At 53.0% G+C, this 12759-nt stretch carries 10 protein-coding genes; 3 read left to right on the top strand and 7 right to left on the bottom strand.

Translation table 11 applies throughout. The features are described 5' to 3' along the window. Positions 1–48 precede the first annotated feature (48 nt). The 3 genes from nhaA to dnaK all read right to left on the bottom strand — a co-directional run bounded on the left by nhaA (position 49) and on the right by dnaK (position 4568). Entirely contained in the window at positions 49–1221 is a 1173-nt protein-coding gene (gene nhaA, locus LF929_RS02835; RefSeq protein WP_210174617.1) for a Na+/H+ antiporter NhaA, read from the bottom strand. 193 nt (positions 1222–1414) lie between these two features. Then, entirely contained in the window at positions 1415–2548 is a 1134-nt protein-coding gene (gene dnaJ / locus LF929_RS02830) for a molecular chaperone DnaJ (protein WP_016940651.1), read from the bottom strand. A 109-nt stretch (positions 2549–2657) separates the two neighbouring features. Further along, on the bottom strand, positions 2658–4568 hold the full coding sequence (dnaK, locus tag LF929_RS02825; RefSeq protein ID WP_012886223.1) for a molecular chaperone DnaK: 1911 nt from the start codon (positions 4566–4568) through the stop codon (positions 2658–2660). A 385-nt stretch (positions 4569–4953) separates the two neighbouring features. Here dnaK and satP point away from each other — a divergent pair, with 385 nt between their 5' ends. Further along, complete coding sequence (gene satP / locus LF929_RS02820) at positions 4954–5526, top strand: acetate uptake transporter (RefSeq protein WP_016940653.1); 573 nt, start codon at positions 4954–4956, stop codon at positions 5524–5526. An 87-nt stretch (positions 5527–5613) separates the two neighbouring features. Here the strand turns inward: satP and LF929_RS02815 are convergent, their stop codons facing one another. Further along, positions 5614–6933, bottom strand: coding sequence for an MFS transporter (locus tag LF929_RS02815; protein WP_038909060.1), 1320 nt, complete (start codon positions 6931–6933; stop codon positions 5614–5616). A gap of 128 nt (positions 6934–7061) precedes the next feature. Beyond that, entirely contained in the window at positions 7062–7649 is a 588-nt protein-coding gene (mog, locus tag LF929_RS02810) for a molybdopterin adenylyltransferase (protein ID WP_038905711.1), read from the bottom strand. A 401-nt stretch (positions 7650–8050) separates the two neighbouring features. Between mog and LF929_RS02805 the strand changes: the two genes are divergently transcribed. Beyond that, positions 8051–9196: a GGDEF domain-containing protein gene (locus LF929_RS02805; RefSeq protein WP_210176306.1), complete on the top strand. Its 1146-nt coding sequence runs from the start codon at positions 8051–8053 to the stop codon at positions 9194–9196. A 79-nt stretch (positions 9197–9275) separates the two neighbouring features. Here the strand turns inward: LF929_RS02805 and tal are convergent, their stop codons facing one another. Further along, positions 9276–10229 carry a transaldolase gene (tal, locus tag LF929_RS02800; RefSeq protein WP_038909062.1) on the bottom strand — a complete coding sequence of 318 codons (954 nt, stop codon included), beginning with the start codon at positions 10227–10229 and terminating at the stop codon, positions 9276–9278. Positions 10230–10531: 302 nt separating this feature from the next. Here tal and yaaA point away from each other — a divergent pair, with 302 nt between their 5' ends. After that, a complete protein-coding gene (gene yaaA, locus LF929_RS02795) occupies positions 10532–11311 on the top strand; it encodes a peroxide stress protein YaaA (protein ID WP_210174620.1) in 780 nt (259 codons plus the stop codon). Positions 11312–11469: 158 nt separating this feature from the next. Here yaaA and thrC read toward each other — a convergent pair whose 3' ends face one another. Beyond that, positions 11470–12759, bottom strand: a complete 1290-nt coding sequence (thrC, locus tag LF929_RS02790) for a threonine synthase (RefSeq protein ID WP_210174621.1) — start codon at positions 12757–12759, stop codon at positions 11470–11472.

Genomic DNA, 12759 nt, shown 5'->3' with positions numbered 1-12759 from the left:
GGTTTATGCGAGCATCGTTCATGTATGCATAGTTCATGTATGCACCGTTCAGCGTGCCGCAGGCAACACCGCACGCAACGTCAGGTAGCCTAACACCGCCGTGGTCAACGACGTCAGCAAAATGGCCAGCTTGGCATACAGAATATCCTGTGCCGACACATCGCCAAACGCCAGCAGCGTAATGAAGATAGACATGGTAAACCCAATACCGCACAACACCGATACCGCCATCACCTGACGAAAATCCACGCCAGCCGGTAACCGGCCAAGCCCAAGGCGGATCACCAGCCAGCTAAATAACGACACACCAATCGGCTTGCCCACCAGTAATCCGCTGGCGATACCCAACGTTAATGGCGACAGCAAGTGCCGGAACTCAACACCCTGCAACGAAATACCGGCATTAGCGAAAGCAAACAGCGGAATCACCAAAAAGGCAATCCAACTCGCCAGCCCGTGCTCCAACGTACTGGCAGGCGAAGTATGACCAGTCGGAACGCGCAGAGGAATAAAGAACCCTACAATCACCCCAGCAAGCGTAGCATGCACGCCAGATTTCAGAATACACACCCACAGCACGATACCAACCAACAGATAGGCTGAGGTTTTCATCACCTGCTGGTGATTCATGTACGCCAGTACCGCGATCGCGGCCAGTGCGCCTGACAGCGCCAGCCAATGCAACTGCTGTGTATAGAACAAGGCAATGATGACGATAGCCCCCAGGTCATCAATGATCGCCAGTGCCAGCAGAAACACCTTTAACCCGGTTGGCACTCGTTTACCCAACAGCACCAGGATACCGACCGCGAAAGCGATATCCGTCGCTGTCGGAATCGCCCAGCCGGAGCGAGTTTCTACTTCGGTAGCGTTGAACAGCAGGAAAAACAGCGCGGGCACCAGCATCCCACCAAACGCCGCCACCACCGGCAGTATGGCCTGACGTCGACTCGCCAGCGCACCGACGACCAATTCGCGCTTCACCTCCAGCCCTACCTGCAGGAAAAACAGCGCCATCAAACCGTCATTGATCCACAACAGCAGCGGTTTGTTGATATCCAGTGCGCCAATCCCCAGTACAACCGGTATCTCCAGAAAGGCGTGATACCACGATAGTGTGGCGGGGATATTGGCAACCAGTAACGCCAACAGCGTGGCGATAATCAAAATCATACCGGCAGCCGCTTCCAGGCCGGTTAAATAGCGAAATAGCTTTATCATTTTTGTCTCCCTTACCCCATCGACGGGCATCACGGCCCGATAATGAGATGCAAGGTTAAGCCACAGTACTCATCGTTAAAAGCAGTTTTAAACTGGATTATTGCTCGAATAAATCGAGCAATCAGACGATATCGGTAAAAAAGCCAGCCGGGTTACCCTGGCTGGCTTTTATTAAGACGGGCGGAGAATCGACTTAGCGCGTCAAATCATCAAAGAATTTTTTCACACCGTCGAAGAAACTTTTGGAACGTGGGCTGTTGCTTTCGCCAGTCGGCCCACCGAAACTTTCCTGCAATTCCTGCAACAGTTGTTTTTGACGATCGCTCAAGTTGACCGGGGTTTCTACCACCACCCGGCACAGCAGGTCGCCCTGAACGCCACCACGAACCGATTTCACACCTTTACCGCGCATACGGAACAGTTTACCGGTTTGCGTTTCCGCGGGGACTTTCAGCATCACCCGGCCATCGAGCGTCGGCACTTCGATTTCCCCTCCCAGCGCCGCCATCGCGAAGTTAATCGGTACTTCGCAATAGAGGTTATTGTCTTCACGCTGGAAGATCGGGTGTTCACGTACTTGCACCTGAACATACAAATCGCCTGCTGGCGCGCCAAATTCTCCCGCTTCCCCTTCACCTGCCAGGCGGATGCGGTCGCCAGTATCGACCCCTGCCGGGATCTTGACCGATAGCGTTTTGCTCTTCTCGACACGACCGTGACCGTGGCACTTCGTGCAAGGGTCTTTGATGATTTTCCCGCGCCCATGACAGTGCGGACACGTCTGCTGCACCGTAAAGAAGCCCTGACGCATTTGCACCTGTCCGTTGCCGTGGCACGTCGGGCACGTGACCGCATTGCTGCCCGGTTTAGCGCCGCTACCATGGCAAACATCACACTCTTGCAACGTCGGGATGCGGATCTCTTTTGTGACGCCGCGTACCGCTTCTTCCAGCGTCAGCTCCATGGTGTAACGTAAATCAGAGCCGCGACTTGCACGCTGACGGCGTCCGCCGCCAAAGATATCGCCGAATACATCACCAAAAATGTCGCCGAAATCAGCGCCGCCGAAACCACCGGCACCACCGCCTCCCATGCCACCTTGCTCAAACGCGGCATGTCCATACTGATCGTAGGCGGCGCGTTTCTGAGCATCGGTCAAAATCTCATAGGCTTCTTTGACTTCCTTGAACTTGGCTTCAGCTTCTTTATCGCCCGGATTGCGGTCTGGATGATATTTCATCGCCAGCCGTTTATAAGCCTTTTTGATGTCGCGTTCGTCCGCGCCTTTCGCAACACCCAGAATTTCGTAGTAGTCTTGCTTCGCCATTCTTTTTTCCTGCCCTCAACATGCGTGCACGGGCGCAGAGTTTCCCCGACGCCCGTGCTGGTTGCCAGCAACAGTATGAGCTACCGCTACTGCGCCCGCTTAAGGGCGATTATTTCTTGTCTTTGACTTCTTCGAACTCGGCGTCAACCACATCGTCATCCTGACGGGCGGCATTGTCAGCGCCCGCCGCACCGGCCTGAGCCTGTTGCTGCTGAGCGGCTTCCAGCAGTTTGGTCGATGCTTCGGCCAGTTTCTGGATTTTCGCGTCGATATCCGCTTTATCTTCACCTTTCAGCGCAGTTTCCAGAGCTTTCAGTGCTTCTTCAATAGCGGTCTTGTCAGCGGCAGCCAGTTTGTCACCGGTTTCTTCCAGTTGCTTACGGGTGCTGTGCAGCAGGTGGTCACCCTGGTTACGCGCCTGTACCAGTTCTTCAAACTTACGGTCCGCTTCGGCGTTAGCTTCAGCGTCACGTACCATTTTCTGAATTTCATCCTCATTCAGGCCCGAAGAGGCTTTGATGGTGATGTTCTGCTCACGGCCACTGTTCTTGTCTTTAGCCGATACATGCAGGATACCGTCGGCATCGATGTCGAACGTCACTTCAATCTGCGGCATACCGCGCGGTGCCGGCTGGATACCGTCCAGGTTGAACTGGCCCAGCGACTTGTTATCGTGAGCGCGCTTACGCTCACCCTGCAGTACATGGATGGTCACCGCAGACTGGTTGTCTTCCGCCGTTGAGAACACCTGACTGTGCTTGGTCGGGATCGTGGTGTTCTTGGTAATCAGCGGGGTCATCACACCGCCCATGGTTTCGATACCCAGAGACAGCGGAGTCACGTCCAGCAGCAGTACGTCTTTTACGTCACCGGCCAGCACGCCACCCTGCACCGCAGCACCGATCGCCACGGCTTCATCCGGGTTAACGTCTTTACGCGGCTCTTTTCCGAAGAAATCGGCCACTTTCTTCTGTACCAGCGGCATACGTGTCTGACCACCGACCAGGATCACGTCGTGGATTTCGGATACGGACAGGCCAGCATCCTGCAACGCCACTTTCAGCGGTTCCAGTGAACGGGTTACCAGGTCTTCAACCAGCGATTCCAGTTTGGCGCGAGTCACCTTGATGTTCAGGTGTTTCGGACCGGTTGCGTCCGCCGTGATATACGGCAGGTTAACGTCAGTCTGCTGAGCAGAAGACAGCTCAATCTTCGCTTTTTCTGCCGCTTCTTTCAGACGCTGCATCGCCAGCGGGTCGTTACGCAGGTCAAAGCCCTGCTCTTTTTTAAACTCGTCAACCAGATAGTTGATCATACGGCTATCGAAGTCTTCGCCACCCAGGTGGGTATCACCGTTGGTCGCCAGTACTTCAAAGGTTTTTTCGCCGTCCACGTCATCGATTTCGATGATGGATATATCGAACGTACCACCACCCAGGTCATACACGGCGATAGTGCGGTTGCCAACACCTTTGTCCAGACCGTATGCCAGCGCAGCGGCGGTCGGTTCGTTGATGATACGTTTTACTTCGAGGCCCGCGATACGGCCGGCATCTTTGGTCGCCTGACGCTGAGCATCGTTAAAATAAGCCGGAACGGTAATGACGGCTTCGGTGATGGTTTCACCCAGATAATCTTCCGCCGTCTTTTTCATTTTTTTCAGCACTTCAGCGGAAATCTGCGGCGGAGCCAGTTTCTGGTCTTTGACTTCTACCCACGCGTCGCCGTTGTCAGCCGGAATAATTCTGTACGGCATGATGTTGGTGTCGCGCTGAACTTCTTCATCCTGGAAACGACGACCAATCAAGCGTTTGATAGCAAACAGCGTATTTTTCGGGTTAGTCACCGCCTGACGTTTAGCCGGTTGGCCAACCAGAGTTTCACCATCTTGCGTATAAGCAATAATGGAAGGCGTGGTGCGATCACCTTCGCTGTTTTCCAGTACTTTGACCTGCGTACCGTCCATAATCGCTACACAAGAGTTGGTTGTACCCAAGTCGATACCAATAATCTTACCCATCTAAACATCTCCACTTAAAAGTCATATTCGGTGTGGTGGTTTAACCTACTATGCGGGCGAAATACTACTTTTCAACACCCCAAAATCGTCATTATCTTTTCAGTCAAACCGCTTCGATGACTCTAAGATGGGGACGACAATTCCGGCATCAAGGGGGAGTCACCAAAAAAAACTGCATCTTCCCCGTTTTTGATCAAATTATTCGCAACCTATCTGGTTGTATCGCCTATTGCCGCCCGCTATGATGCCGCGCTCGCCGCAGAAAAGGGATTAACCCGGCCTGACAGCGGGTAACGGCGGCAGGCCGTTCATCTCGAAGGCGTGCCCGCCGGGCAAACTTTGAGACACAACACCACATTGACCATTTTGTTATTGCTGAGGATGTATGCACGAGAAAACGTTGGCGAATCCGGGCCCATTGGGACTGATGGGCTTCGGGATGACCACCATTTTGTTAAACCTGCACAACGCAGGCTTTTTCCCACTGACTTCTATTATTCTGAGCATGGGCATCTTCTACGGCGGTATCGCCCAGATCCTGGCTGGCCTGCTGGAATATAAAAAAGGCAACACCTTTGGCGTCACTGCCTTTACCTCCTACGGCGCATTCTGGTTGACGCTGGTTGCTATCATCATGCTGCCCAAAATGGGCCTGGCGGAAGCCGCCGATGCACAGTTCCTGGGCGTATTCCTGGCACTGTGGGGCATCTTCACCCTGTTTATGTTCTTCGGCACACTGGGTGCCAACCGCGCGCTGCAATTCGTGTTCGCCAGCCTGACCGTACTGTTCGCCTTGCTGGCGATGGGTAACATCACCGGCAACCACGCACTGCTGACCTTCGCCGGTTACGAAGGCATTATCTGTGGTGCCAGCGCCATCTACCTGGCGATGGCCGAAGTGCTCAACGAGCAGTATGGCCGTACCGTACTGCCGATTGGTGCTCGTGGCGCACACTGATAGAGCCGCGTGACGCTCGCTATCAGGTAAAAAAGAGAGGCGCATGTTGCGCCTCTCTTTTTTCGTTCACTTTTTTACCCACTGCGATTATACGCTGGCAGGCGACGTCACCTGCTCGGCTTTCGATTCCACTTCACGATGGGTTTGACTCTGGAGATAAACCCCCAGTACCAACCCCAGTGCACACAACGCCAGCACATAAAAAGCCGGTGCCAGCGGTGTCCATTTCATCAACAACGTGACAAAAATAGGTGTCATGCCGCCAAAAATGGCGTACGCCACGTTATAGGAAAAAGAAATGCCGGAAAAGCGTACCGCAGCCGGGAATGCACGCACCATCACGTACGGCACTGCACCCACGACGCCCACGCTCAACCCCGCCAGCGCATAGCTGATGAACAACACACCATGGCTCATGGCGGCATGGGAATAAAAGAACCAACTGCATACGGCAAACAGCAGGCTACCGATAATAAAGGTGCGGCCAACGCCAATCCTGTCCGATGCCAGCCCGGCAATAATGCACCCCACCATCAGCATGATGGTAGCCACACTATTGGCCTGCAATGTTAACGCTGCCGGAATACCGTGCAATTTCTGCAAGTACACCGGTGCCATCAGTATCACCACCACAATGCCCGCGGATAACAGCCAGGTTAGCAACATACTGACTACTATCGCCTTCTTGTGGCGAAAGACGACGGTTTTGAGCGGCAGTTCATCCGCCAGCGCCTTATGCGCCCGCATCTCGCGGAAAATCGGCGTTTCTTGTAACCAGCGGCGCAGGTACAAGGCAATCAACCCAAAAATACCACCGATAAAGAACGGGATACGCCAGCCACCGGCAACAATCTGCCCAGGCTGCAGTAAGGTATTGAGCACAGTGGCGACCATCGAACCAAACAGAATGCCGAGCGTCAGTCCAGCAGTCAGCGTACCGCAGGCAATACCGATACGGGAACGGGGGACATGTTCCGCCACAAACACCCACGCGCCCGGCACTTCACCGCCAATCGCCGCCCCTTGCAGCACCCGCATCAACAATAACAGTAGCGGAGCCGCGATACCGATGGAGGCGTATGTTGGCAGCATCCCCATACCCAACGTCGGCAATGCCATCAGCAGGATACTCAGGCTGAACATTTTCTTGCGACCGACACGATCGCCAAAGTGTGCCATCACGATACCGCCTAGCGGACGCGCCAGATAGCCAGCAGCAAAGATACCGAAGGTCTGTACCTGCCGTAACCATTCGGGAATATCAGACGGGAAAAACAGATCACCAATAACAGCGGCAAAAAAGACGAAGATGATGAAGTCGTAAAACTCCAGCGCGCCGCCCAATGCCGCCAACGAGAGGGTTTGATAATCGTGTCGATTCAATCGACGATGCTGCTCACTAGCCATAAATCACCGCGCAATGCCAGTATGATAAGAAAATAATTTTATATTATCGTGTAAATAAAAAATTACTATAGCGGCAAATTTTTGGCACACCAGCATCGAGCGGTAATTATTGATTCAATACGTCAACTTCAGCTTTTTATATCGCGTATCGCACTCTTAGGGCGAAAAGCGACTACCACGTCAGGATTGGTTTCGATATAAGGCCCCTCCAGCAGTTGGATGCAGTAGGGGACACTGGCAAAAATACCCGGCACGATAACCTGCCCCGTTGCATCCTTCAGGCCAGACAAGGTTTCACGAATAGATTTCGGTTGCCCCGGCAAATTGAGAATCAATGCCTGCTTGCGAATGACACCAACCTGACGTGACAAAATCGCGGTAGGCACAAAACGCAGGCTAATCTGGCGCATCTGTTCGCCGAACCCCGGCATTTCCCGATCGGCAACCGCCAGCGTGGCATCAGGCGTGACATCACGACGAGCTGGCCCGGTACCGCCCGTCGTCAGTACCAGATGACAACCACATTCGTCCACCAGCTCACACAGCGTTTGCTCGATTAGTGGTTGTTCATCCGGCACCAGACGGGTTTGCACATCAAAAGGGGTGCTCAGTGCTTCGCTCAGCCATGACTGCAGAGCCGGAATGCCTTCATCCTGATAAACCCCGCTGGACGCGCGATCAGAAATGGATACCAAACCAACACATAGACTGTTCATAAGCACCTCTTGTTTATCCAAAAATTAGTTCTATCAGCCAGATTAATCATCCAATGCATTAAACCCATTCAAAAATCAGCTCACTAATGAGACAATGCCTGAGATCTGCGCGATGTCGTCAACAACCGCGCCATGACCATGCACAATATCTAACGATTCAACGAGTTAATGCTCAACTATCGATTAATATTTTTGACCATAATAATAATTAAGAGTCTACCCCAGCTTGCATGATTATCGCAGTCAGATTGCACAGGGAGAGTACGCGTAAATCATCACGTGAATAACGGCTACACTAATTCCGGGCTCCGGAAACCCGCGTAGCGCCTCAACGAGGCTGATTTTGCAAGTAACATCAGGGCCGGACAATAGCGTACCACCGTGCAGTTCAGGAAAAGTGAATGAATGTTATTAAAAGTCACCTGGTAAGGTTGTTTGCCAATCCATTTTCCGCTTTTGTCTTGTTCGGCTTGTTCTCCGTTGCGCTGACCAGCCTGTTGTTACTGAATTCCCGTCAAAAAGACTGGCAGGAAGAAAAACGCAGTTTTGATAATATTATTCGTTTGTACGACGCCAATAACATGGGTGGCGACGTCACTGAAAGTGATCAGTTCTACAAAGTCGGCAATTCCATGTTCTCCCGGGTGCGCATTATGGCGTTCAACACCCATGACACCCGCCACGAATGCATCAACCGTCTGTCTGAACTCAACCTGCCGCTTAATGATATGGCGATTATCCGGGTCTGCCAGAATATGCTGGCCTCAGCCGGTAATTCACCGGAAAAAGATCAGTTTATTACCGTAATGCCCATCCTCTCGCCCACCGACAAGCTGATCGGCGCGCGCGTGCGCATCACCACCTTGAGTAATGTGCCCGGATTTATCAGCATTCTTACCTCTTCTGCAGAAGTCGTCACGCTGGTTTGCATCAGCCTGCTGATTGCCATTATGGGTAGCCTGTTGTCGCTGTTTGCGAAGAAGTACCTGATAGAACTGCCTACCACAGCTCGTTACGACGATCTGACTGGTGTTTTGCGCCGGGACGCCTTTTACCAGTTGGCCAACCGAGCATTAAAAGTCGCCTATCAGGAAGATAAGCCACTCTGCGCGATGTTGATCGATATCGACCATTTCAAGCAGGTGAACGACACATGGGGGCATGCCGCTGGCGATAAAACGCTCAAAACCATTGCCGACATTATTCGGCACTCGTTTCGTAACCGTGACATCATTTGTCGTCTGGGTGGTGATGAATTTGCCGTCGTACTCCCCGGCATCACGCTGGAAAACGCCATGCGTGTGGCAGAACGGGTCAGAGAAGGGATCCATGAATTCGGGTACAACGCCGCCTCGGTAGCACCGGGGATTACCGTCAGCATTGGGTTGGTGGCCGCAGAACTGCCCGATGAGAGGCTGGATGAAATTATCCGTCGTGCCGACGTTAATCTCTATCAGGCCAAACGATCACGGAACTGCACTATCGCCACGCTGCCCGCATCGGCCCAACAGAACATGACAGAAACAACAACGGCCAGCGCCAGCTGACCGTTTTCGACAGACACACGGTATTCAATCCTACCGGTGTAAACCTTACTGCAAGCAAGTCGTTATAACAGATAACGTCTTACAGCAGGTCGGCGATCATTTTTTCCAGTTTTTCCTGGTCTACCGCAAATTTACGGATACCGTCGGCCAGTTTATCCACCGCCATCGGATCCTGATTGTGCTGCCAGTAAAACTCAGACTCAGTCAGCTTAGCCGGACGTGCTTTCACCTCGCCCTGATAAGACAGCTTACGCACCACCTCACCCTGGCTTTCCGCCAGTTCTTTGAGCAATGCCGGGGCAATCGTCAGACGATCACAACCCGCCAGTTCCAGAATCTCGCCCGCATTACGGAAGCTGGCACCCATGACCACGGTTTCATAACCATGCGACTTATAGTACTCATAGATATCGGTCACGGAGATAACACCCGGGTCTTCGTGTGCAGCAAACTCTTTCTTGTCGCTGTTGGCTTTGTACCAGTCCAGAATGCGGCCTACGAACGGAGAAATCAGGAACACACCGGCTTCTGCGCAGGCACGTGCCTGGGCAAACGAGAACAGCAGGGTCAGGTTGCAGTTGATACCTTCTTTTTCCAACTGCTCAGCAGCGCGGATACCCTGCCAGGTAGAAGCCAGTTTGATCAGAATACGGTCGTTGCTGATACCGGCGTCGTTATACAGTTTGATCAGACGTTTTGCCTTGGCAACGCTGGCTTCGGTATCGTAAGAAAGACGGGCGTCAACTTCGGTAGAGATACGGCCCGGAATCAGCTTAAGAATTTCCAGACCGATATTGACGGCCAGTTTGTCAGTCGCATCAACAAGCTGCTGCTCGCGTTTGCTGCTCTGTGCGCGGGCCCAGACTACGGCGTCATCAATCAGCGTACGGTATTCCGGAATCTGCGCAGCATTTAAAATCAGGGAAGGGTTGGTAGTGGCGTCCTGCGGCTGGTAAAGCTTCATTGCCGCGATATCGCCGGTATCTGCCACTACGGTGGTGAATTGGCGTAGGGAAGTCAGTTTATCCGTCATGTTGGCCTTTCTCATTGTTTGTGCATGAACTGGTGGCAGGAACTGTCGCCAGAGCCTGATAATAACACGCGCCAAAGACCGCGCAAGCGGACCAGCAAAAAACCAGCCAAAAGAAAAATTGGAAAATTAAGATTAAAAATCAAAGAAATAACTAACATCCATTTTTATTTATTCCTGTTTTTAACCAAAAATCGCGCGCTACGCCACATAACACCGATTTATCATGCCTGTCGCAGCTATCGCCCCTTTTTTACTGACTTTTGCTACAGTAAGGCCTGCCAATACACCAACGGGATATGCTTATGCTCATCACCCTTTCACCGGCTAAAACGCTGGATTACACCAGCCCTCTGCCGACTCAACGCTATACGCAGCCTGCGCTGCTGGCGTACTCCCAGCAACTGATACAGCATTGCAAGCAATTGACCCCGGCGGATATCGCCTCGCTGATGAGCATCAGCGACAAGCTGGCAGACCTGAATGCCGCTCGTTTTCAGGAATGGGGCCCGGAATTTTCGCTGGATAACGCACGTCAGGCACTGCTGGCCTTCAAAGGTGATGTCTATACCGGTCTGGCCGCGGAAGATTTCAGCGAGGCAGATTTTGATTTTGCGCAGCAGCATTTGCGCATACTGTCCGGCTTGTATGGCGTATTGCGTCCGTTGGACCTGATGCGGCCTTATCGTCTGGAAATGGGCATTCGCTTGAAAAACGGCACCGGCAACGACCTGTATCAGTTTTGGGGTGATACCATTACGGAAACGCTTAATCAGGCACTGGCCGAACAAAACGACGATATCCTGATCAATCTGGCCTCAGATGAGTACTTCAAATCCGTCAAGCCCGCCAGACTAAAGGCACGGATTATCAAACCCGTCTTTTTGGATGAAAAGAACGGCAAGTTCAAGGTGATCAGTTTTTATGCCAAAAAGGCTCGTGGCCTGATGAGTCGCTTCATCATTCAAAATCGTCTGACACAACCGGAACAGCTAAAAGATTTTAACAGCGATGGCTATTACTTCGACCCTGCCGACTCCTCGGCGGACGAACTCGTCTTCCGACGTCGCGAGCGCGATGCCTGAAAACATGAGCACAACGTTTAGCGTGCTTTAAAACAATCACCACCTCCCAAGGAGGTGGTTTAAAGCTGACAACAAAAACGACCGGAAGATGGTTCCCTATTTTCCGGTCGTTTGGCAAGGTCGTCGTGAGGCCAGTCTGCCTCACGACCCAGAGTAGATTAGTACGGCAGCTCCATCAGGAACTTACGCAGCAGCGCAAAATCCGGGGCGAAGTGGTGCGACAGCAATGCCAGATCTGCACGATCGGCCAGCGCCTGCGGTAACGGCAAGGCTTTACCCAGAATCGCTTCCACACTCTCTTTAAACTTCGCCGGATGGGCAGTACCCAGGAACAGGCCGTACTCACCCGGTTGCAGTTGGTCACGTAACAAACGGTAAGCGATCGCCGCGTGCGGCTCTGAGGTATAACCCAGCGCTTCCAGTTCCAGCATGGTGGCTTTGGTGGTTTCGTCACTCACTGCACCGAACGCCAGATCCTTCAGTTGCCAGTTTTTACGGCGGAACAATTCCTCCACGCGCGGCCAGTTGTTCGGCTGGCTCACATCCATCGCATTGGAAAGCGTCGCCACTGTCGGGTTTGGCTGCCAGGCACCACTTTGCAAAAAGCGAGGCACGGTATCGTTAGCATTGGTCGCGGCGATAAAACGTTTCACCGGCAGGCCCAGCGATTTCGCCAGCAGACCGGCAGTCAGGTCGCCGAAGTTACCACTTGGCACCGATACCACCAGTTGGTTGCGTGCTTCCTGTGGCAACTGCGCTACCGCTTCAAAATAGTAACTGATCTGCGCCAGCAGACGACTGATGTTGATAGAGTTGGCAGAGTTCAGCCCGATAGCACGCTTGAGTTCTTCATCATCAAACGCCTGCTTCACCAGCGCCTGACAGGCGTCGAAATCGCTGTCGATAGCGATGGTGTGAATGTTGCCACCCAGGGTACAAAACAGTTTTTCCTGCAACGGACTGATCTTGCCGTTCGGGTACAGAATCACCACCCGCACATTTTTCAGGCCGTAGAACGCGTGAGCAACCGCCGCCCCGGTATCACCAGACGTCGCGGTCAGAATCGTGATCGGTTGATCGCCCGCCACCTCCGCCAGCATCTGCGCCATCAGACGGCCACCGAAGTCTTTGAACGCCAGCGTCGGGCCGTGGAACAGCTCCAGCGCGGCAATATCCTCACTCACCGGCACGACCGGTGCAGGGAAGCGGAACGCCGCTTTCACGCGCTGGTAGACGGTTTCATCGGACATTTCATCACCAATGAACGCCGATAGGATACGACTACTGCGGGTGACAAAATCCAGCTCCAGCAGTTCATCAACGGTAGTGCGGTCGAATTCAGGCAGCTCCAACGGGAAAAACAGGCCCTGATTGCTTCCCAGTCCTTTACGGATCGCCTCGGCGAAATTCACCTGTTCATTGTGATCTTTCAGATTGTACAGTTTCAT

The organism is Dickeya oryzae, assembly GCF_020406815.2.
Classification (GTDB): Bacteria; Pseudomonadota; Gammaproteobacteria; order Enterobacterales; family Enterobacteriaceae; genus Dickeya; species Dickeya oryzae.
Note: the sequence above shows the minus strand (reverse complement) of the source record. Positions and strands in the feature narration are given on the sequence as shown.

Coding starts and splice junctions, on each gene's coding strand:
- thrC (WP_210174621.1), bottom strand. CDS start 12,759: ATGAAACTGTACAATCTGAAAGATCACAATGAACAGGTGAATTTCGCC.
- LF929_RS02815 (WP_038909060.1), bottom strand. CDS start 6,933: ATGGCTAGTGAGCAGCATCGTCGATTGAATCGACACGATTATCAAACC.
- mog (WP_038905711.1), bottom strand. CDS start 7,649: ATGAACAGTCTATGTGTTGGTTTGGTATCCATTTCTGATCGCGCGTCC.
- dnaK (WP_012886223.1), bottom strand. CDS start 4,568: ATGGGTAAGATTATTGGTATCGACTTGGGTACAACCAACTCTTGTGTA.
- dnaJ (WP_016940651.1), bottom strand. CDS start 2,548: ATGGCGAAGCAAGACTACTACGAAATTCTGGGTGTTGCGAAAGGCGCG.
- tal (WP_038909062.1), bottom strand. CDS start 10,229: ATGACGGATAAACTGACTTCCCTACGCCAATTCACCACCGTAGTGGCA.
- LF929_RS02805 (WP_210176306.1), top strand. CDS start 8,051: ATGAATGTTATTAAAAGTCACCTGGTAAGGTTGTTTGCCAATCCATTT.
- nhaA (WP_210174617.1), bottom strand. CDS start 1,221: ATGATAAAGCTATTTCGCTATTTAACCGGCCTGGAAGCGGCTGCCGGT.
- yaaA (WP_210174620.1), top strand. CDS start 10,532: ATGCTCATCACCCTTTCACCGGCTAAAACGCTGGATTACACCAGCCCT.
- satP (WP_016940653.1), top strand. CDS start 4,954: ATGCACGAGAAAACGTTGGCGAATCCGGGCCCATTGGGACTGATGGGC.